General features: G+C 73.1%; 19 protein-coding genes. 1 reads left to right on the forward strand and 18 read right to left on the reverse strand.

Annotation, left to right across the window (positions count from 1 at the left end; translation table 11 throughout):
- Positions 1-58: 58 nt before the first annotated feature.
- The 15 genes from nuoH to ACO06A_RS04100 all read right to left on the reverse strand — a co-directional run bounded on the left by nuoH (position 59) and on the right by ACO06A_RS04100 (position 14745).
- Positions 59-1405 (reverse strand): NADH-quinone oxidoreductase subunit NuoH, encoded by a 1347-nt coding sequence (gene nuoH / locus ACO06A_RS04030; protein ID WP_421734764.1) that lies wholly within the window; start codon positions 1403-1405, stop codon positions 59-61.
- Positions 1402-3981 carry an NADH-quinone oxidoreductase subunit G gene (locus tag ACO06A_RS04035; protein ID WP_421734765.1) on the reverse strand — a complete coding sequence of 860 codons (2580 nt, stop codon included), beginning with the start codon at positions 3979-3981 and terminating at the stop codon, positions 1402-1404. Before ACO06A_RS04035 ends, nuoH begins: the two co-directional genes overlap by 4 nt.
- A complete protein-coding gene (nuoF, locus tag ACO06A_RS04040) occupies positions 3978-5309 on the reverse strand; it encodes an NADH-quinone oxidoreductase subunit NuoF (protein WP_421734766.1) in 1332 nt (443 codons plus the stop codon). Before nuoF ends, ACO06A_RS04035 begins: the two co-directional genes overlap by 4 nt.
- The gene (gene nuoE, locus ACO06A_RS04045) at positions 5309-6145 is read right to left on the reverse strand and encodes an NADH-quinone oxidoreductase subunit NuoE (protein ID WP_421734767.1); all 837 of its coding nucleotides are present in this window, start codon (positions 6143-6145) and stop codon (positions 5309-5311) included. The genes nuoF and nuoE overlap by 1 nt, the downstream gene beginning before the upstream one ends.
- Complete coding sequence (locus tag ACO06A_RS04050) at positions 6142-7491, reverse strand: NADH-quinone oxidoreductase subunit D (RefSeq protein WP_421734768.1); 1350 nt, start codon at positions 7489-7491, stop codon at positions 6142-6144. The genes nuoE and ACO06A_RS04050 overlap by 4 nt, the downstream gene beginning before the upstream one ends.
- Positions 7488-8276 (reverse strand): NADH-quinone oxidoreductase subunit C, encoded by a 789-nt coding sequence (locus ACO06A_RS04055; protein ID WP_421734769.1) that lies wholly within the window; start codon positions 8274-8276, stop codon positions 7488-7490. Before ACO06A_RS04055 ends, ACO06A_RS04050 begins: the two co-directional genes overlap by 4 nt.
- Positions 8273-8824, reverse strand: coding sequence for a NuoB/complex I 20 kDa subunit family protein (locus ACO06A_RS04060; RefSeq protein ID WP_056088757.1), 552 nt, complete (start codon positions 8822-8824; stop codon positions 8273-8275). Before ACO06A_RS04060 ends, ACO06A_RS04055 begins: the two co-directional genes overlap by 4 nt.
- Positions 8825-8860: 36 nt before the next feature.
- Positions 8861-9223: an NADH-quinone oxidoreductase subunit A gene (locus tag ACO06A_RS04065; RefSeq protein ID WP_175347953.1), complete on the reverse strand. Its 363-nt coding sequence runs from the start codon at positions 9221-9223 to the stop codon at positions 8861-8863.
- A 32-nt stretch (positions 9224-9255) separates the two neighbouring features.
- The gene (locus ACO06A_RS04070; protein WP_421734770.1) at positions 9256-10506 is read right to left on the reverse strand and encodes a geranylgeranyl reductase family protein; all 1251 of its coding nucleotides are present in this window, start codon (positions 10504-10506) and stop codon (positions 9256-9258) included.
- 240 nt (positions 10507-10746) lie between these two features.
- Positions 10747-11466 carry a hypothetical protein gene (locus ACO06A_RS04075; RefSeq protein WP_421734771.1) on the reverse strand — a complete coding sequence of 240 codons (720 nt, stop codon included), beginning with the start codon at positions 11464-11466 and terminating at the stop codon, positions 10747-10749.
- Positions 11463-12191 (reverse strand): signal peptidase I, encoded by a 729-nt coding sequence (locus ACO06A_RS04080; RefSeq protein WP_421734772.1) that lies wholly within the window; start codon positions 12189-12191, stop codon positions 11463-11465. Before ACO06A_RS04080 ends, ACO06A_RS04075 begins: the two co-directional genes overlap by 4 nt.
- On the reverse strand, positions 12176-12715 hold the full coding sequence (locus ACO06A_RS04085; RefSeq protein ID WP_421734773.1) for a hypothetical protein: 540 nt from the start codon (positions 12713-12715) through the stop codon (positions 12176-12178). The genes ACO06A_RS04080 and ACO06A_RS04085 overlap by 16 nt, the downstream gene beginning before the upstream one ends.
- A gap of 13 nt (positions 12716-12728) precedes the next feature.
- Positions 12729-13223 (reverse strand): hypothetical protein, encoded by a 495-nt coding sequence (locus ACO06A_RS04090; RefSeq protein ID WP_421734774.1) that lies wholly within the window; start codon positions 13221-13223, stop codon positions 12729-12731.
- A gap of 22 nt (positions 13224-13245) precedes the next feature.
- Complete coding sequence (locus ACO06A_RS04095; protein ID WP_421734775.1) at positions 13246-13842, reverse strand: alternate-type signal peptide domain-containing protein; 597 nt, start codon at positions 13840-13842, stop codon at positions 13246-13248.
- A 183-nt stretch (positions 13843-14025) separates the two neighbouring features.
- Positions 14026-14745 (reverse strand): demethylmenaquinone methyltransferase, encoded by a 720-nt coding sequence (locus ACO06A_RS04100; protein WP_421734776.1) that lies wholly within the window; start codon positions 14743-14745, stop codon positions 14026-14028.
- 73 nt (positions 14746-14818) lie between these two features.
- Between ACO06A_RS04100 and ACO06A_RS04105 the strand changes: the two genes are divergently transcribed.
- Entirely contained in the window at positions 14819-16171 is a 1353-nt protein-coding gene (locus ACO06A_RS04105; RefSeq protein WP_421734777.1) for an isochorismate synthase, read from the forward strand.
- Between the two features lie 68 nt (positions 16172-16239).
- Here the strand turns inward: ACO06A_RS04105 and ACO06A_RS04110 are convergent, their stop codons facing one another.
- From ACO06A_RS04110 to ACO06A_RS04120, 3 genes are all read right to left on the reverse strand, one after another.
- The gene (locus tag ACO06A_RS04110) at positions 16240-17904 is read right to left on the reverse strand and encodes a trypsin-like peptidase domain-containing protein (protein WP_421734778.1); all 1665 of its coding nucleotides are present in this window, start codon (positions 17902-17904) and stop codon (positions 16240-16242) included.
- A gap of 128 nt (positions 17905-18032) precedes the next feature.
- Positions 18033-19895 carry a 2-succinyl-5-enolpyruvyl-6-hydroxy-3-cyclohexene-1-carboxylic-acid synthase gene (gene menD, locus ACO06A_RS04115; protein ID WP_421736011.1) on the reverse strand — a complete coding sequence of 621 codons (1863 nt, stop codon included), beginning with the start codon at positions 19893-19895 and terminating at the stop codon, positions 18033-18035.
- Positions 19892-20851: an o-succinylbenzoate synthase gene (locus tag ACO06A_RS04120; RefSeq protein ID WP_421734779.1), complete on the reverse strand. Its 960-nt coding sequence runs from the start codon at positions 20849-20851 to the stop codon at positions 19892-19894. Before ACO06A_RS04120 ends, menD begins: the two co-directional genes overlap by 4 nt.
- Between the last annotated feature and the right edge of the window lie 2 nt (positions 20852-20853).

Here is a 20853-nt window from a genome sequence, read left to right on the forward strand (position 1 = left end):
GACGGCCTTGCCCTTCGCGGGCTGGGCCGGGGCCGGCTTGCGGACGGGCTTGCGCTGGTCAGCCACCGTGCACCTCCTGGGTGACCTGGGGGGTCGAGTTCTCGGCGTCCGCCGCAGCGGCCGCGGCGGCTCGCTGCTTGCGCGGCGAGGGCGGCAGGACCTGACCCGGCAGCGGGGGCACGGGGTACCCGCCGGCGTAGGGGTCGTACACCTGCGGACCCGGGGGTCGCTTCGGTGCGGGTGGTTCCTTCTTCTCCGGGACGAGGAAGGAGATGAGGAGGCCGAGCAGCACGATCCCGGCCAGGACGAACAGGATGGTCCGCAGGTCCAGGCCGGAGAACTGCCGGACGCCCTGCACGACGCCCACGCACACGACCCAGGTGAGGGCCGCGGGGATGAGCAGCTTCCAGCCGATCTTCATGAACTGGTCGTACCGGAACCGCAGCACCGAGCCGCGGATCCACACGAACACGAACATGAGCAGCCAGAGCTTGGCCAGGAACCACAGGACCGGCCACCAGCCGTGGTTGAACATGCCGTCGTTGATCGCGGAGAGGGGCCACGGCGCACGCCAGCCGCCGAGGAACAGCGTGGTGGCCACCGCCGAGACGTTGAGCATGTTGATGTACTCGGCCAGGAAGAACCACGCGAACTTCATCGACGAGTACTCGGTCATGTACCCGGACACCAGCTCGCCCTCGGCCTCAGGGAGGTCGAACGGCAGGCGGTTGGTCTCGCCCACCATCGAGATGATGTAGATGACGAACGCCGGCAGCAGGGGCAGGAACCACCACACCGCGGTCTGCGACGTGACGATCTGCGACGTCGACATGGAGCCGGCCAGGATGAACACGCTGACCAGCGACAGGCCCATCGCGAGCTCGTAGCTGATGACCTGCGCGGTCGAGCGGACCGCACCGAGCAGCGGGTAGGTGGACCCGGACGACCAGCCTCCGAGCACGATCCCGTACACGCCGACGGACGCGCAGGCGAGGATGTACAGGACGGCCACGGGGAAGTCGGTGAGCTGGATCGGGGTGTTGACGCCGAACATGCTCACGTTGGGGCCGAACGGGATGACGGCGAACGTCAGCAGCGAGCAGAACACCGCGATCATGGGCGCGACGATGTAGACCAGCTTGTCCGCGGCCTTGACCGTCATGTCCTCCTTGACCAGGAGCTTCATGGCGTCCGCGAGCGACTGGAGCAACCCGAACGGTCCGTGCACGTTCGGGCCGGGCCGCACCTGCATGCGGGCGACGACCTTGCGCTCGAACCAGATGGCGATGAGCACGCTGGTCAGCAGGAACACGACGATGGCGACGGCCTTGATCAGCCAGATCCACCAGGTGTCGTTGCTGAAGTCGGCGGTGACGGGTGCCACGGCCTCGCCGAGGATCCTCATGCGCTGACCTCCAGGTGACGAGCGCCCGGCGCGAGCCGCACCAGGTGGCCCGCGTCGGCGTGCAGGGCGTCGCGGACGCCCGCGCCGACCGCGTTCGTCGGCAGCCACACCACGTGGTCCGGCATGTCGGTGACGACCGCCGGGAGCGTGAGCGAGCCCGCGTCGGTGGACACGGTCAGGCTGCCGCCGTCGTGGACGCCGATCGCGGCGGCGGTGCCGGCCGAGATGCGGGCGACCGGGCGCTTGGCGGTGCCGGCCAGGAACGGCTCGCCCGACTGGAGCCGGCCGCCGTCCAGCAGCTGGTGCCAGGTGGCCAGCACGGCCGTCCCGGGCGTGACCGCAGGAGGCTCGGTGGCGGGCACGTCGGGGGCGCCGACGCGCGCGCCGTCCCAGCCACCCAGCTGGTCGAGCTCGTCGTGCACGGCCCCGATCGTCTGCAGGCCGAGCTCGACGCCGAGGGCGTCGGCCAGCCGGTCCAGCACGCGGTGGTCGGCCATCGAGTGCGACACGAGGGCCTGCGGGAACGGGCGCGGGCGCCCCTCCCACGTCACGAACGTGCCGGGCTTCTCGGTGGGCGGCGCGACGGGCAGGACGACGTCGGCGCGGTCGGTGACCTCGGAGTGCCGGACCTCGAGGGAGACCAGGAACGTGACGCGGTCGAGCGCCTCGCGGGCGATGGCCGGGTCGGGCAGGTCGGCGAGCTCGAGGCCGCCGACGACGAGACCGCCGAGCAGTCCCGCGCGTGCGGCGGCGAGGATCTCCGTGGTCGGGCGGCCGGGCTCGGCGGGCAGGTGCTCGACGCCCCAGGCGGCGGCCAGGTCGACCCGGGCGGCCGAGTCGGCGACCGGACGGCCGCCGGGCAGCAGCGAGGGCAGCAGACCGGCCTCGACGGCGGACCGCTCACCGACGCGACGCGGCACCCAGGCCAGCCGGGCACCGGTGCGCTGCGCGAGCCGCACGGCAGCGGAGAAGCCGCCGGGCACGCCGGCCAGGCGCTCGCCGACGAGCACGAGCGCGCCCGCGGTCCCGAGCAGCGACGCCGCCTCGGCGAGTGCCGGGTCGGAGCCGATGCCGTCGAGGATCTCCGCCTCGGTGCCGGGCGCGGCCGGGAGCAGCGTGCCGGACAGCCGCTGGAGACCGCGGCTCTCCAGGGCAGCGACCGACAGCACGCGGAGCTTGCGGGAGACGACCGAGTCGCGCAGGCGCAGGAACGCGATCCCTGCCTCCTCCTCGGCCTCGAGGCCGACGAGCAGCACGGCGGGCGCACGGTCCAGGTCCGCGAACGTGACCTCGAGGGTGCGGCCGGCGACGTGGTGGCCGAGGAAGGTCTCCTCCTCCGCCGAGTGCGGGCGAGCGCGACCGTCGACGTCGTTGGTGCCGAGCGCGACGCGGGCGAACTTGCCGTACGCGTAGGCGTCCTCGAGCGTCAGGCGACCGCCGGGCAGCACGGCGACGCCGATCGCCGTGTCGCGCGGGTCGTCGGGCTGCTGGGCCGCGCGCAGGCCGGCTGCGGCGACGTCGAGCGCCTCCACCCAGCTGGCGGGCTCGAGCTCGCCGTCCGCGTTGCGGACCAGCGGGGTGGTGATGCGGTCCGGCGCGGACTGCCACGTGAACGCGAAGCGGTCCTTGTCGGTGATCCACTCCTGGTTGACCGTCGGGTCCTCGCCCGCCAGCCGGCGCAGCACGACGCCGCGGCGGTGGTCGATGCGGATCGCCGACCCCTGCGAGTCGTGCTCACCGATGCCCGGGGTGGAGACCAGGTCGAACGGGCGGGACCGGAACCGGTACGCCGCGCTGGTCAGGGCACCGACCGGGCAGATCTGCACGGTGTTGCCGGAGAAGTAGGACGCGAACGGGCGACCCGAGGTGTCCTCCGCGGAGGCGCCCAGCGGGGCCTCGCCGACGAACCCGAGCACATTCGTGTCGAACGTGCCGATCTGCTGGTTGGCGCCGCGCTTCTGGAGGTCGATGAACACGTCGCCGGCGATCTCCTCGGAGAACCGGGTGCAGCGCTGGCACAGGATGCAGCGCTCCCGGTCCAGCAGGATCTGCGTCGAGATGGCGATCGGCTTGGGGAACGTGCGCTTGACGTCGACGAACCGGGTGCTGGCGCGACCGTTGCTCATCGCCTGGTTCTGCAGCGGGCACTCGCCGCCCTTGTCGCAGACCGGGCAGTCAAGGGGGTGGTTGATGAGCAGCAGCTCCATGACGCCGTGCTGGGCCTTGTCGGCCTCCGGCGACGTGTGCTGCGTCTTGACCTGCATGCCCGGCGTGGCCTCGAGCGTGCAGCTGGCCTGGGGCTTGGGCATCTTGGCGAGTGCGCCGTCGCGACCGGGCGCCCAGACCTCGACCAGGCACTGACGGCAGGCGCCGGCCGGGGCGAGCAGGGGGTGGTCGCAGAAGCGCGGGATCTGGATGCCCAGCTGCTCGGCCGCGCGGATGACCAGCGTGCCCTTGGGCACGGCGGTCTCGATGCCGTCGACGGTGAAGGTGACGAGATCGCCGGTGGGCTCGGCGGGCGCGACCGGCGGGGCCGGGACGAGGGACGTCGTCGGCCCGGAGGACAGGATCGTCATGCGTGCACCCCAGCGAGCTCGTGCTTCGGTGTGTAGGTGAAGAGGCTGCTCAGCTCCGGCGGGAACAGCACGTCCGCCGGCGTGTGCGTCCCGGCGACGAACTCCTCGCGGAAGTACTGCACGGCCGACGTGATCGGGCTGGTGGCGCCGTCACCGAGGGCGCAGAACGCCTTGCCGAGGATGTTGTCGCAGAGGTCCAGCAGCAGGTCGATGTCGGCGAGCGTGCCCTGCCCCGCCTCGATCCGCTGGAGCACCTGCGTCAGCCAGTACGTGCCCTCGCGGCACGGGGTGCACTTGCCGCACGACTCGTGCTTGTAGAACTCGGTCCACCGCGTGACCGCGCGGACCACCGAGGTGGTCTCGTCGAAGATCTGGAGCGCGCGCGTGCCGAGCATCGAGCCGGCCTTGCCCACCGACTCGTAGTCGAGCGGCACGTCGAGGTGCGCCGCGGTGAAGATCGGGGTCGACGATCCGCCGGGGGTCCAGAACTTCAGCTCGTGGCCCTCGCGGACTCCGCCGGCCATCTCCAGCAGCTCGCGCAGCGTGATGCCCAGGGGCGCCTCGTACTGACCCGGCCGCGTCACGTGCCCGGACAGGGAGAACAGCCCGTGGCCCGTGGACTTCTCGGTGCCCATGGACGTGAACCACTCCGCGCCGCCCACGACGATGCCGGGCACCGACGCGATCGACTCGACGTTGTTCACCACGGTCGGGCGCGCGTACAGACCAGCGACCGCGGGGAACGGCGGCTTGAGCCGGGGCTGGCCGCGCAGACCCTCGAGCGAGTCGAGCAGCGCCGTCTCCTCGCCGCAGATGTACGCACCCGCACCGGCGTGCAGCGTGATCTCCAGGTCGAAGCCGGAGCCGAGGATGTCGGTGCCGAGGTAACCCTTGGCGCGCGCCTCCTCGATCGACTTCAGCAGGCGGCGGTAGACGTGCAGCACCTCGCCGCGCACGTAGAGGAACGCGTGGTGGCAGCCGATCGCGTAGCTGGTGATGATCATGCCCTCGATCAGGTGCTGCGGGCTGGCCATCATCAGGGGGATGTCCTTGCAGGTCCCCGGCTCGGACTCGTCCGCATTCACGACGAGGTAGCGGGGTCCGCCGTCGGGCGCGGGCAGGAAGCCCCACTTCATGCCCGTCGGGAAGCCGGCTCCCCCGCGTCCGCGCAGGCCGGAGTCCTTGACCATGGTGACGACGTCGGCGGCCGGCAGGGTGAGCGCCTTGCGCAGGCCGCGGTAGCCGCCCGCGTCCTCGTACGTGGCGAGCGACCAGGAGCGGTCGGCGTCCCACGTGTCCGTCAGGACCGGGGTGAGGGTCGTCGCCATCACGACTCCTTCGCGTCGTCGGTGGACTGCTTCTTCTGCTCCGCCGCGGGCGAGACGTCGGCCGGGGTGGTGGCCGGTCGCTCGGCGCTCGACTGCTCGCCGCCGACCTTCGGCGTCGTGGCGCCCGCACCTGCGGAGACCGTCGCGTCGGGGAACTCGGGTGCGGTCCAGCCCTCGGCCCGGGCCAGCTCGACCCCGCGCAGCGTCGGCACGCCGGCCCCGACGCCCTCGTCGGCCCTGCCGTCACCGAAGCCGGCCAGCACGCGGGACATCTCCTTGAACGAGCAGACGCTCGCGGCGCCGCGCGTCGGGACCACGGGCTTGCCCGCGGTCAGGTCGTCGGCGAGCTGGCGGGCGGTGTCGGGGGTCTGGTTGTCGAAGAACTCCCAGTTGACCATCACGACCGGTGCGTAGTCGCAGGCCGCGTTGCACTCGACGCGCTCGAGGGTGATGACCCCGTCGTCCGTGGTCTCGTCGTGCCCGATGCCCAGGTGGTCCGAGAGGTCCTCCCAGATGGCGTCGCCGCCCATGATCGCGCACAGCGTGTTGGTGCAGACGCCGACCGTGTACGTGCCGTTGGGGTGCCGCTTGTACTGCGTGTAGAACGTCGCGACCGCGGACACCTCGGCGGTGGACAGGCCGAGGTGCGCCGCGCAGAACGCGATGCCCCGGGGGCTGACGTAGCCGTCCTCGGACTGCACCAGGTGCAGCATCGGCAGCAGGGCCGACCGCGCCTGCGGGTACCGGGCGACGATCGCGTCCGAGTCGGCGGTGAGCCGCGCGTGCGTCTCGGCGTCGTAGGCAGTCTTGTGGACGCGGCTGGTCTCGATGCTCATCGGTCCACCCCTCCCAGCACCGGGTCGAGCGACGCGACGGCGACGACGACGTCGGCCACCTGCCCGCCCTCGCACATGATCGACGTGGCCTGGAGGTTGTTGAAGCTCGGGTCGCGGAAGTGCGCGCGGTACGGCCGCGTCCCGCCGTCGGACACCAGGTGCACGCCGAGCTCGCCCCGGGGGTGCTCGACCGTCTGGAACACCTGGCCGGCCGGCACGCGGAAGCCCTCGGTGACCAGCTTGAAGTGGTGGATCAGGGCCTCCATCGAGGTGCCCATGATCTCCCGGATGTGGTCGAGGGAGTTGCCCATGCCGTCCGACCCGATGGCCAGCTGCGCGGGCCACGCGATCTTCTTGTCCTCGACCATGACCGGTCCGGGACCCATCTTCTGGAGGCGGTCCAGGGTCTGCTCGACGATCTTCATGGACTGGTAGCACTCCTCGACGCGGAGCACGAGCCGCCCCCACGAGTCCGCGGACTGCGCGACCGGGACCTCGAAGTCGTACGTCTCGTAGCCGCAGTACGGGTTGGCCTTGCGCACGTCGTACGGCAGGCCCGCCGACCGCAGCACCGGCCCCGTGATGCCCAGCGCCATGCAGCCGGACAACCCGAGGTAGCCGACGTCCTTGAGCCGCAGGTGCAGGATCGGGTTGGCCATCATCAGGTCTTCGAGCTGCTTGAAGTAGCCCCGAACCAGGACGAGCGCCTCGCGGATGGTGTCGATCGCGCCCGGGGGGATGTCCTGCGCGACGCCGCCCGGGCGGATGTACGCGTGGTTCATGCGCAGGCCGGAGATCAGCTCGAAGATCTTGAGGATCTCCTCGCGGGCGGTGAAGCCCACGGTCATGATCGTCGTCGCGCCCAGCTCGTTGCCGCCCGTGGCCAGGCAGACCAGGTGCGACGTGATCCGGTTGAGCTCCATCATCAGCACGCGGATGACGGTCGCCCGCTCGGGCACGTCGTCCGTGATGCCGAGCAGCTTCTCGACCGCCAGGCAGTACGCGGCCTCCTGGAACAGCGGCGCCACGTAGTCCATGCGGGTGCAGAAGGTCACGCCCTGGGTCCAGGTGCGGAACTCCATGTTCTTCTCGATGCCGGTGTGCAGGTAGCCGATGCCCGCGCGGGCCTCGGTGACCGTCTCGCCGTCGATCTCGAGCATGAGCCGGAGCACACCGTGGGTCGACGGGTGCTGCGGACCCATGTTGACGACGATCCGCTCCTCGCCGAGGCGAGCGGCCTCCTCGGCGATCTCGGACCAGTCGCCGCCGGACGCCTCGAAGGACGGGACGCCCTCGGTGTCGGCGTCCACCACGTGGGCTGTAGATCGGGGTGTCTGGGTGGTCATCGGTACGACCTCCGCTGGTCCGGGGGCGGCACGGTGGCGCCCTTGTACTCGACCGGGATGCCCCCGAGGGGGTAGTCCTTGCGCTGCGGGTGGCCCGGCCAGTCGTCGGGCATCTCGATGCGGGCCAGACCGGGGTGACCGTCGAAGATCATCCCGAAGAAGTCGTAGGTCTCGCGCTCGTGCCAGTCGTTGGCGGGGTAGACCGAGACCGTGGACGGCAGGTGCGGGTCGGAGTCCGGGACCGCGACCTCGAGCCGCAGGCGGCGCGAGTGGGTCACCGAGACCAGGTGGTAGACGGCGTGCAGCTCGCGGCCGGCGTCGTGGGGGTAGTGCACGCCCGAGACGCCCAGGCTGAGCTCGAACCGCAGGTCCTGGTCGTCCCGGAGCACCTGGGTGACCTCGACGATGTGCTCGCGCGCCACGTGGAGGGTGAGCTCCTCGCGGTCCACCACGACGGACTCGACCGCGGCCGCGAACGTCGTGCCGGACTCGTCCAGTACCTCGGTGAGGATGTCCACGGCCTCGTCGAACCAGCCGCCGTACGGTCGCTCGCTGGGGCCCGGCAGGGCGATCGCGGTGACGAGCCCGCCGTAGCCGGAGGTGTCGCCGGAGCCGCTGGCGCCGAACATCCCGCGGCGGACGTCGACGACGTCGATCTGCGTGCGGCCCTCGGCGGGGACGTTCTGCGAGCCGGCCTCGAGGGCGGCCTCGCTGGTGGCCTGCGCGGCCGTCGTCGAGTCGCCCGGCTTCGCCGCGTCGGCGGCGTCGGCCTTCTCGTCCGTCACTTCAGCAACCCGGTCATCTGCGACGTCGGCGTCGCGGCCAGCGCGGCGGCCTCAGCAGCGGCGGCCGCTTCTTTGCGGTTGACGCCCAGCGGCTCGTTCTCGATCTGCTCGTGCAGCGCCAGGATCGCGTTGATGAGCATCTCGGGGCGCGGGGGGCAGCCGGGCAGGTAGATGTCGACCGGGATGATGTGGTCGACGCCCTGCACGATCGCGTAGTTGTTGAACATGCCGCCGGAGCTGGCGCAGACGCCCATGGAGAGCACCCACTTGGGCTCGGACATCTGGTCGTAGACCTGGCGGACGACGGGGGCCATCTTCTGGCTCACGCGGCCGGCGACGATCATCAGGTCCGCCTGGCGCGGGGACGCCCGGAACACCTCCATGCCGAACCGCGAGATGTCGAACCGGCTGGCGCCCGCGGCCATCATCTCGATGGCGCAACAGGCCAGGCCGAACGTGACCGGCCACAGCGACGCCTTGCGGAAGTAGCCGACCAGGTCCTCGACCGTCGTCAGCAGGAACCCCGACGGTGCCTCTTCGATGCCCATCTCAACACTCCTTCATGGACGGCGCGCTGCTGCTCGTCAGTCCCACTCGAACCCGCCGCGCTTCCACTCGTAGACGAACGGGACCGTGATGAGCACCAGGAAGCCGATCATCGCGACCAGCCCGAACAGGGCCAGGTCCGCGAAGCTCACGGCCCACGGGTAGAGGAACACCACCTCGATGTCGAAGATGATGAAGGTCATCGCGACCAGGTAGTACTTGATCGGGAACCGGCCGCCGCCGATGGCGTGCGGGGTGGGCTCGATGCCGCACTCGTACGCCTCGAGCTTGGCGCGGTTGTACCGCTTGGGGCCGAGGACGACGCTCGCGCCGACGCCGCCGAGGGCGAGCACGGCGGCGATCCCCATGAGGAAGAGCAGCGGGACGTACGGGTTGTTCATCGTGCGTCACTCCACTTCGTTGTGGTCGGGGGTCATGCGGCGGGGGCGATCCGGGCCAGGCCGGCGATGACCCGGTCCACCAGGTCACCACCCTTCGGCTCGTAGCAGTCGGACAGCAGCTTGAGCACGAACTTCATGACCAGCGGCCGCGGCAGACCGTACCGCGTGCACACCCGCATGACCTCCGGGTGCTCGATGAGCCGCACGAACACGCGGCCCAGCGTGTAGTAGCCGCCGAGGTCGTCCTTCATGCGGCCCTGGTACGTGGCGAACGCGCGCTCACGACCGGCGGCGGTCCCCCGGGCCAGACCCTGGGAGATGGCGTCGGCCGCGACCCGCCCGGCCTGGAGGCCGTACGCGATGCCCTCGCCGTTGAACGGGCTGATCATCCCCGCCGAGTCCCCCGCGAGCATGAGCCCGTTGCCGTACAGCGGCCCGCGGTTGAACCCCATGGGCAGCGCCGCACCCTTGACGGGTCCCACCTGGTTGTCGGGCGTGAACTCCCACTCGGCGGGCACGTGCCGCATCCAGGTGGCGAACAGCTTCTTGTAGTCGACCTTGGTCGGCGCCGCCGTCGAGGCCACCGAGCCGAGCCCGACGTTCGCGGTGCCGTCGCCGAGCGAGAAGATCCAGCCGTACCCGGGCATGAGGTTGCCGTCGTCGTCGCGGAGCTCGAGGTGGCTCTCCATCCACGGGTCGTCGTGCCGCGGCGTCTGGAAGTAGGTGCGCACCGCGACGCCCATCGGGCGGTTCATGCGCTTCTCGAGGCCCATCCCCGTGGCCAGCCGGGCGGAGACCCCGTCGGCCGCGATGACGACGGGTGCGCGGTACGTGACGGTCTCGCCGTCGACCTTGGCGTGCACCCCGACGACCCGGCCCGAGCGCTCGTCGCGCACCGGACCCGTGACGTTGGTGCGCTCCTGGAGCTTGGCGCCGGCGGACCGCGCGTGGTCGGCTAACGTGTGGTCGAGGGACATCCGGGACTTGGCGAGCCCGTACGACGGGTAGCTGGACAGCTCGGGCCACGCCAGCTCGAGGCGGTGACCGCCGCCGATCACGCGCAGCCCCACGTTACGGATCCAGCCGTCCTGCTCCCTGATGGGCAGCCCCATGCGGACCAGCTCGGCGACCGCGCGCGGCGTCAGCCCGTCCCCGCACACCTTGTCCCGGGGGAACTCGGACTTCTCGAGGAGCAGCACGTCCAGGCCCGCGGAGGCGCAGTGGAACGAGGCGGCGGACCCGGCCGGGCCCGCGCCCACGACGATGACGTCCGCGTCATCCATCGCTGCATCCACCACTGGTGACCCCACTTGTGACGTTGTTCACGCACTGCTCCGGCGAGTGTAACCAGCGCCCCAAGGGCTGTCTGCGAAGGCTTTCCTTACTTCTCAGGAGGGGGTCAGGAACAGGCCGTGAACTGCTGGCCGACGGCCCCGGGAATCCCCGGTGAGCACGTGCGACCGGGGCGCCGCGAGCCCCATTGTTCACCCGCGCGACCTGCCCGGGGAGACCTCGCGGGCGGGTCAGTCCTGCGCACCCCGCGAGCGGCGGCGGACCGCGACCAGCAGCAGCCCCGCGACGACCGCGGCTGCGGCCGCCCCCAGGGGCAAGAGCAGCTCCTGCCCGGTCAGCGCGAGGCCCCCCACGGCGGGTGGCCGCAGTCCTGCCGGCAGGCCCACGGGGACCGCGGCCGGAGCACCGGCCGACACCGTGGCCGGCACCGTGGCCGGCGACCCGGAGGCGGTCGGGGCCGGGCTCGGACCCGGGCCGACGGCGGTCTGCACGAGGACGACCGCGTCGAGGACCGACGCGGCCTCGAGCCGGCTGCTCGCCTCGGATGCGACGTCGAACGTCACCACGAGGGGGATCCGGACCGCGGCACCGGGCTCGAGGACCGGACCACGCCACCGCGCTCCACCGGGTGCCGCCGCGCCGTCGATCGTGAGCGCGAGGTCGCCCGCGAACGTGCCCGGCATGGCGCCGAGCGCGTCCGCGACGTCGACCTCGACCCGCGCCCGGTCGCCGGACGCGTTGCGCACCCACAGGGTCGACGTCACGACGTCCCCGGGCACGAGCGTGCGCGAGCCGCCGAACAGGACGGACGTGAGCGCGGTGGACCACGACGTCCCGTCGGTCGAGAGCAGGAGCTCGTCGGCGGCCTGCGCGGGAGCGGCGGACAGCCCGAGCGCGAGCGCGCCCAGGACGGCGCCGACCGCCACCCGCGCGAGGACCCGCGGCCTCATCGCGACCGCCGCCCGCCGACCACGACCGCGCCGACCACCAGCAGGCACACGGCGACCCCGAGGACGACCGGGACCGGCACCGCACGGGCAGGCGCCGCCGAGACGACCGTGGGAGCCGGCGCGAGCACGTCGGCGGTCCGCTCCGGCACGCGCGCCCTGCGGAACCTCTCCCGGACCCCGGCGCCGACCAGCGCGAGCCCGTAGAGGATCAGCGCACCGGCGACCGCCTTGAGCAGCCAGCCGGGCCGGTTCACCCCGACCCAGGTGTTGAGGTACCCGAGGAACGGGACGCTGTAGACCACCACGCCGCGGACCTGGACCGCCCGGACGGGCTCGTCGTCCACGTTGTTGGCGTCGCCGCGCGTGAGGAGCTGCCGCTCCCCCTCGGCCGTGCTGCCGACGCCCACGACGCGGTGCGTGACGACCCCCGGCTCGTTCGAGACCAGCTGGTACGTCACCACGTCGCCGAGGTGGATCTCGTCGGCCGGCACCGGTCGGGACACGACGAGCGTGCCGGGGGGCATCGACGGTCGCATGCTCCCCGTGAGCACGGTGTACGGGGTGGCGCCGAGCGCGAGGGGGACGACGATGAGCACCAGTGCGACGAGGACGGCGGCCGCGAGCGCCATCCCGGAGATCATCCCGGTGAGCACGCGCACGACCCCGAGGCGGTCCTCGTCGGACGTGCGGCCCGACCTCGCGGCCGCGGTCATGGCGTTGCGCACGCGAGGTTGTTGTAGCCGAGCGTCGTGGAGCCGGTCGAGGCCACCGGGTTCGCGGGCGCGGACACCCAGGTGGTGCTCGGGAAGGCTGCCGACGCCCGCACCGTGATCGTCTGCTTCTGGTTCCAGCCGCTGTTCGCGTTGATGTCGGTCCAGCGGACGAGCAGCTGGAGGGTGCCGTCGGGGACGGTCTTCACGATCGTGCCCGAGGTCGACACGAACGTGACGGTGTACGAGCGGGTCGAGCCGGGGGGCGTCGCCGCCACAGGGGCCGCCCACCGGATGGTGACCGTGTCCTCGAAGAACAGCCGCGAGTCGGCCGTGCACGTCACGGTGGTCGGCGGCGCCACCGTCACGGCGCTCACGGCGGTGGTGGCGTCGGCCGACACGGACCACCACGCCCAGGCCGCCCCCGAGCCGAGCCCGAGCAGGCCGACGACCGCGACGAGCGTCTCCACCACACGCCGCGCACCCGCCGGCGGCGCGGGGCGCCGGGCGGGTCGGTGCGGGGTGCGCGTGGTGAGCACGTCGGTCTCCTGGTCAGGTGGTGGAGCGGTTCTCCGCGGTGACGGGCACGGTCAGGGTCGCCGTCGCGCCCTGCACGGAGGACGGGGCGGTGGCTGAGAGGGTCACCGACACGCAGTGCTGCGGCGTGGCGGTGAGCGCCTGGGTGGCGCCCACCGTCCACGGCAGGGTGAGCGCCGTGCCGGTGCAGGTGGCGCCCGGGTAGACCCGGACCGTCAGCTGCCCCACCAGGGGACCCGCCGACACCGACGGGGTGCCCAGCGTGTAGACCCAGCGGCCCTGCGTCCCCGCCGTGCGGCTCACGGTGAGGACCCCGGTGCGGACCTCGCCCGGGGTCATCGCCGTGAGGGACAGCGTGTGCGACGACGTCGCCCCGAAGTCCCCCGACACCGCGGTGCCCGGGGACACCGGCAGCGCGCGCGACCACGCCGAGTACGCCGTCGTGCCCCCCGCGACGAGGAGCACGACGGCGACCACGGCGACGAGCGAGGCGCGTCGGGGGAACCGCACGGGCGTGGGAGGTCGCGTCGGATCAGGACGTGGGGGCCGTCTGCGCGAGCAGGAGGCCGACGCCGGTGATCGTGGTGGACTGCGCGGCTCCGACGCGGCCGGTGGTGGCCGGGTCGAAGATGATCGTCACCTTGGCGGTGCCCGTGGCGCTGATCGTCTTGCTCGTCGCGACCGTCGAGTCGAAGTTCCACGCCCCGCCGGTGCCCGCCGCGACGCCGGTGGCCGGCGTGAAGGTGGCGACGGTGGCGACGTTGAGCTTGCTGGACAGCTCCCCGGTCGTGCCGAACGCCGGGGTGCCGGTGACCGTGATGGTGGACTTGAGGTTGTCGCCGACGGCGTCGACCTTGATCGGCTGCGTGAAGACGACGCAGTCGCCGGGGACCAGCTTGGAGGTCCCGGGGACGAACGCGGTCGAGCCGGCCACGCAGGTGGTGGCGTTCGAGGCGGTGCCCCAGACCCACGTCGCCGTGCCGGTGCTGGTCAGGTTGAGGTCACCCGAGGCGACCGACTGCGTGCTCAGAGAGAGCGAGGACTGCCAGGCCGCCAACGTGCCCGCGCCGCTCAGCAGCAGTGCCACTCCGGCGCCCACTGCCAGGGCGCCCTTCGTCGTCTTGCGCATGTCCATGCCTCCCGTAGCCGAGGCCGGTGACATCGACCGGCTGCGGAGGCTCTCGGCAGGGGGCGCGGCGAACTGAGTGGTTGAGAACCGTCATCATCCGACCGTGGAAAGTCAGCGAGGGGTTACCACCCGAGCAGTTGGGAGTCCAGCGGGCGAACGCCCGCGAAACGGACCGTTCCGGGCCTAGGCCGAACGGGCGACGTCGTCTGCGGCCGGACGGGTGCCCCGGTGCAGCGCGACGATGCCGCCCGACAGGTTCCGGTACGCCACGTGGGACCACCCGGCATGCTTGATGAGCAGGCCGAGGGCGTTCTGGTCGGGCCACTCGCGGATGGACTCCGCCAGGTACACGTAGGCCTCCGGCTCCTTGGACACCGCGCGCGCGACGGGCGGCAGCGCCCGCATGAGGTAGTTCTGGTACACCACCCGGAACGGCCTGAAGGTCGGCCGCGAGAACTCGCACACCACCAGGCGGCCGCCCGGCTTCGTCACCCGCAGGAGCTCGTCCAGGGCGGCGTCGACGTCGTTCACGTTGCGCAGACCGAACGACATGGTCACCGCGTCGAACGACTCGTCCGCGAAGGGCAGGTGCAGCGCGTCGCCCGCGACGAACGCGAGGTCGGGGCGGCGCTTCTTGCCCACCTCGAGCATGCCGACGGACAGGTCGCAGGCGATCACCCGCACGCCCGCGTCAGCCATCGGCTCGGACGAGGTGCCCGTCCCGGCGGCCAGGTCGAGCACGGTCTCACCGGGCTGGGCGTCGACGGCCCGGAGGGTCGCCTTGCGCCAGGCGCGGTCCTGACCGAGCGAGATGACGTCGTTGGTCCGGTCGTAGCGGTGGGCCACGGCGTCGAACATGGCGGCGACGTCCTGGGGGTCCTTGTCGAGGGAGGCACGGGACATGTGTCCATCGTCGCAGGTCCGCGGGGGCCTTTCGACAGGGAAGCACGGGTGGCCGAGGCATACGCTGGCTCCGATGAGTACGCAGACCTCCGCCCCCGCGGACGCGGTCCCGTACCCGCTCGTGGTCCGCACGGTCGCGCTGGACGCGCTGGGCGGGTCGACCGGTGCGGCGACCACGGACCCCCTGGACCTGCTCGGCCTGCTGCCGTCGCAGGCGCCCCTCGCATGGGTGCGTCGCGGAGACGGCCTGGTGGCGTGGGGCGAGACCCTGCGCGTCGCCGTCAGCGGGCCCGACCGCTTCGCCGACGCCGAGCGCGCCTGGCAGGACGTCCTGGCACGTGCCATCGTGCGCGACGAGGTCCAGCTGCCCGGAACCGGTCCCGTGGCGTTCGGCGCCTTTGCGTTCGACGAGGACTCGTCGGCGGGCAGCGTGATCGTCGTGCCGCGCGTGGTCGTCGGACGCCGCGCGGGACGCACCTGGCTCACCACCATCACCACGGGCGCCCGGCTCGGCGCCGCGCCCCGGCTCGCCGGCGTCGTCGGGCCGCGGGTGCCGCCGGTCGACCCGGGCAGCGTCGTCTACTCGGACGGCGCGGTGAGCGCGGACGGCTGGCGCGACGTCGTCGCCCGCGGCATCGCGGCGATCAAGGCCGGTGATGTCGACAAGGTGGTGCTGGCACGCGACGTGCACGCGCGCACCGAGCACCCCGTGGACGCGCGCTGGGCCCTCGAGCGGCTGGCCGTGGAGTACCCGTCGTGCTGGACGTTCAGCGTCGACGGCATGATCGGTGCGACGCCCGAGCTGCTGGTCCGGTCCGAGAAGGGCTTGGTGACGTCCCGTGTGCTCGCCGGCACGATCCGTCGCACGGGGGACGACGCCGCAGACATGGCCCGCGCGGCGATCCTCGCGCACTCGTCCAAGGACCTCGAGGAGCACGAGTACGCGGTGAGCTCGGTGGCGCACGCGCTCGAGCCGTTCTGCTCGTCGACCAACGTGCCCGACGTGCCCTTCGTCCTGCACCTGCCCAACGTCCTGCACCTGGCGTCGGACGTCACCGGGGTCCTCACCGCTCCGACCGGCGCCGCCGCGCACCCCTCATCCCTCGCGCTCGCGGCGGCCCTGCACCCGACGGCCGCCGTGTGCGGCACGCCGACCGTGGCCGCCCGCGAGCTCATCCGCAGCATCGAGGGCATGGACCGCGCCCGCTACGCCGGGCCTGTCGGCTGGTTCGGTGCCGACGGCGACGGCGAGTGGGGCATCGCGCTGCGCTCGGCGGCCATCGACCCCGACGACCCGCGCAGCGTGCGCCTGTTCGCCGGCTGCGGGGTGGTCGCCGCGTCCGATCCCCCGGCCGAGGTCGCGGAGTCCGAGGCCAAGCTGGTCCCCATGCGGTACGCGCTCGGCCGGGACGTCAGCGACAGCTGACGTCCCGGCCGAGCGGCCGACGCCGGGCTCCGTGGGGGACGACGGCCCGGCGGGTCAGAGGGCCGTGCTCAGCCCTGGCCCTGCTGCTGCTGCTGCTGGAACCACTGCCACAGCTCGTCGGGGCTCATTCCCTCGGGGAAGCCGTTCTGCCCCTGCTGGTCGTCGGGCGCCTGCTGCTCGTCGGGCGCCTGCTGCTGCGGCTCCGACTGGGCCGTCTCCGGGCGGACCGCCAGTGTCACGTCGACCTCGATCGACTTCCCGTCGCGGACGACCGTCAGGGTGACGTCGGTGCCGGACGGGAGCGCCCGCACGTAGGCGGTCAGGGACTCGGCGCCACCGACGGCGTCGCCGTCGATCGCGAGGATCGTGTCGTTCGCCTGGAGCTCGGCCTTCGCCGCGGGCGAGCCGTCGGTGACCTGCTCCACGACCGCGCCGCGCCGCGTCACGCCGTCGGCGGAGGCCGTGCCGTCGGACAGCGACACCCCGAGGAACGCGTGCTCCGCGGTGCCGTCGTCGATGAGCTGCGCGGCGATGTTCTTCACCAGGTCGACGGGGATGGCGAACCCGAGGCCGATCGAGCCGGACTCGCTGGACAGCGTGGCGATCGAGGAGTTGATGCCGATCACGCGGCCCTCGGCGTCGAACAGCGGGCCGCCCGAGTTTCCGGGGTTGACCGCCGCGTCGATCTGGATCGCGTTGGTGACCGTGGCCTCGCTGGTGCTGTCGCCCGAGGTGGAGACCGGGCGGTCGACCGCGGAGACGATGCCGGTGGTGACGGTGTTGGCCAGGCCCAGCGGGTTGCCGACGGCCATCACGGGCTGGCCGACGACGACCTTCGACGAGTCGCCGATGGCCGCGGCCTTGAGGTCGTCCGGGGCGTCCTTGAGCTTGATGACCGCCAGGTCGGTGGTCGCGTCGGTGCCGACGATCGTGGCGTCGAAGAGTCGGCCGTCGGTCAGGGTGACCTGGACCTCGCCGTCCGCCCCGGCGACCACGTGGTTGTTGGTGACGATGTGGCCGGCGTCGTCGATGATCACGCCGGAGCCCTCCGCGCCGCCGCCGTTGCCGGTGCTGACCTGGATGGCGACGACCGACTGCTGGACCGCCTTGGCGACGGCCTCCCAGTCCGGGTTCTCCGACGTCGAACCGGCCACCGGGACCGTGTCGTTGGCCGCCTGCCCGATGGTCGCGAGGGAGGCGGGGCGGTTCCCCGAGGCGTCGTCGTCGGACAGCCCGTGCGTGATGCCGACGGTGGCGATCGCCGCGACGATCGCCGCGGCCGCGGCCGCCGACGTCACCGGGAGCCACAGGCTGCGCTTGCGCTGCGGGGGGACGGGGCCCTGGGGCACCGGTCCCCCCGCGTACGCCGGAGCAGGCTGGTAGGCAGCCTGCGGGGCGGTGGCGGGGTCCTGCGCGGCGGCGCGCTGCGCGGCCTCCCACTGGGCGCGACGGACGGCCTCGAACTGGTCCATCTGCGAGGCCTGCTGCGCGGCGGCCTGCTGCTGGGCGGCCTCGTACGCGGCGCGCTGGTCGGCCGGCGCGGCCGGGTGCGGGGGCTGGAACGGGTTGGTGGGGTGCGCCGGTCGGGGGTGCGTCGGCAGCGGCTGGGTGGCGTGGACCGGCAACGGCTGCGTCGCGGTCACGGGCGGCAGCGGCTGCGTCGGCTGTGCCTGCGGGTGCTGGTCGGCTGCGGGCGTCTGGTCGGCCGCGCCGTGCTCCGGGGTGGTGGTCATCTGGGGTGCCCTCCTTCGTCGACGACCATCAGACCCGTTCGCGCTGGAGGGAGCCTTCGCAGAACCTGGGAATCTCCTGCGAGTTTCGAATGGATCGCACCGTCGACGGTGCGTGAGAACTGGCCGGTCTACAGCCCGCCGACGCCCGCCAGCGCCGCGTCGACGGCCGTCGCCACCTCGTCGGCGATCCGTTCGCCGAGGGCGCGGCGCCCCAGCCGGTCGACGCGGACCTCCACGACGCTGAGGCCCGGACCCGGCGACGCCAGCGCGGGCAGCAGGCCGTCGACGTCGCTGACCCGCGTGTGCCGGACCCCATAGCCCGCGCAGAGCGCCGCGAGGTCGGCGCCGTGCGGCGTGCCGAACACGCGCTCGAACACGTCCGCGCGCGCGGGCTCCCCCGGCTCGAGCGTCGCGAAGATCGAGCCACCGTCGTCGTTGGCGACGACCAGCTGGAGGTGCACGGGCGCCTCGAGCGGACCGCGCAGCAGGCCGCCCACGTCGTGCAGGAACGTGAGGTCACCCAGGTAGGCCCGGACCCGGCGGCGGGGCAGCCCGAGCGCCGCGCCGACCGCGGTGGACACCGTGCCGTCGATGCCCGCGAGCCCGCGGTTGGCCAGGACCACGGGCGGGCTGTCCCAGCGCGCCACCAGGTCCAGGTCCCGCACCGGGTTCGACGAGCCGACGACCAGCGCGTCGCCGGGCCCGCTGACCTGCGCGACCACGCGCGCGAGCGCGGGGCCGGTGACACGGGTGCCGCTGCGCGACCGGCGGCCCGCGTCAGGACCGTCCGGCCCGACGACGACCCTGTCGATCGCCGATCCCGCCGCCTTGTCGGCCGCGAGCCACGAGTCGAGCCACCCGGCGGGCGCGGGCATCCGACCCTGGCGCATCCGGGCCGGGGGCTCGAGCAGCACGTCGGTCGCGTTGCGCGGGGCGTCGGGCCAGTCGGCGCCGCGCGGGGCGACGACGACCACCTCGACGTCCTCGCGCGCCAGCAGCTGCTGCACCGGCCGGGAGAGCGTGGGGCGCCCGAGCACGACGACGCGGCGGACCGCCCCGCCCAGCAGCGGGTGGGCCAGCAGCAGGCGATAGGCCGCGATGGCGTGGGTGCCGCCGCGCGCGCCCGACGACGGCTCGGCCAGCAGGGGCCAGCCGTTCGCCTCGGCGAGCCGGCGCGCGGTCGGTCCGGCGCCGTCCCCGGCCACCAGCACGGTCGCCACCCCGCCGCGGCGCGCGGGCGCCGTCGGATCCGCGACCGTGGGCACGGCTCCGGTGGTCGAGCCGGCCGGCACGTGGCGCGCCTGCACCACCGTGAGCCCGGAGGTCGAGGGCTCCGGCCACGGGGAGTCGCCGGGCACCAGTGGCTCCCGGAACGCGAGGTCGAGGTGCACCGGACCCGGGTCACCGGTGCGCGCGCCCGTAGCAGCGGCCACGGCGCGGGAGATCGTGCGACGCAGGCTGCGCGCCTCGTCTGCGCGACCGACGGGAGCGGGCACGTCGACGGTCAGCCGCACGGCACCGGCGAAGATGCCCACCTGGTCGGTGGTCTGGTTGGCGCCCGTGCCGCGCAGCTCGTGCGGGCGGTCGGCGGTCAGCAGCAGCAGCGGCAGGCCGCTGTGGTGCGCCTCGAGCACCGCCGGGTGCAGGTTGGCCACCGCGGTACCCGACGTGGTGATCACCGCGACCGGCCGCGGTGCGTGGAGCTGGTCGCCGTCCCCGTGAGCGGAGGCGCGCGCCAGCCCGACCGCCAGGAACGCGGCCGAGCGCTCGTCCACCCGCACGTGCAGGCGCAGGCTCGGGGCTCCGGCGGGGCGCTCGGCGTCGGGGAGGGCTGCGTCCGCGACCGCGTAGGCCAACGGCGCGCTGCGGGACCCGGGGGCGAGCACGACGTCCTCGACACCGAGGGCCGCGAGCGCCTGCACGATCACGCGGGCCGCCGCGGTCGCCGGGTCGGGAGCGAGGGCGGTCGTCGTCGGCACGCCCGCCATCATGCCCGAGCCCGCACGGCCGCGACGCGCGCGCGCCACCGGTCCGTGAGCTCGGGGGGCGCCGCAGCGGCGGCCAACAGTGCGGGGTCGGGCGAGGTGCGGCGGACGTCGAGCGCTCCGTCGACCGGGAGGAACGGGCTGTCGACGAGGTCCGAGGTGAACAGCTGCGCGGTGGCCAGACCACACGCGTAGGGCAGCTCCGGGAGGGCGGCGGCGAGCGCGACGCCGGCGGCGAGCCCCACGGACGACTCCAGGGCCGACGACACGACGACCGGCAACCCGATCCGCTCGGCCAGCTCCAGGCACGCGCGCACCCCGCCGAGCGGCTGGACCTTGAGCACGACGACGTCGGCCGCGTGGGCACGCGCCACCGCGAACGGGTCCTGCGCTCGGCGGATCGACTCGTCGGCGGCGATCGGCACGTGCGTACGGCGGCGCAGCGCGGCGAGGTCGTCGACGCCGGGCACCGGCTGCTCCGCGTACTCGAGGCCGCCGGCGGCGCGGTCCAGGGCGGCCAGCCGGCTCACCGCGGTGTCGACGTCCCACGCAGCGTTGGCGTCGACGCGGACGGCGCCGCCGGGGCCGAGCGCGTCGCGGACCGCCTCCAGCCGGGCGATCTCGTCGGCCAGCGACTGCCCCGGCTCGGCGACCTTGACCTTCGCCGTCCGGCAGCCGCCCGAGCCGCGCACGATCCGGTGGGCGGTCTCGGCGTCGACGGCGGGCACGGTCACGTTGACGGGGATCCGGGTGCGCACGGGTGCCGGCCAGCCCTCGTCGGCGGACTCGACCGCGGCGCGCCACCAGGCTGCCGACTCGTCGGCGTCGTAGTCCCAGAACGGGCTGAACTCCCCCCAGCCCGCGTCCCCCCGCAGCAGCACCCCGTCGCGTACCGTCAGCCCGCGGAACCGCGTGCGCAGCGGGAGCGACCAGACGTGCAGGTCAGCGGGGTCGTGGAGCACGC

The sequence above is a fragment of the Cellulomonas sp. genome (genome assembly GCF_965229465.1).
Lineage (GTDB): Bacteria > Actinomycetota > Actinomycetes > Actinomycetales > Cellulomonadaceae > Cellulomonas.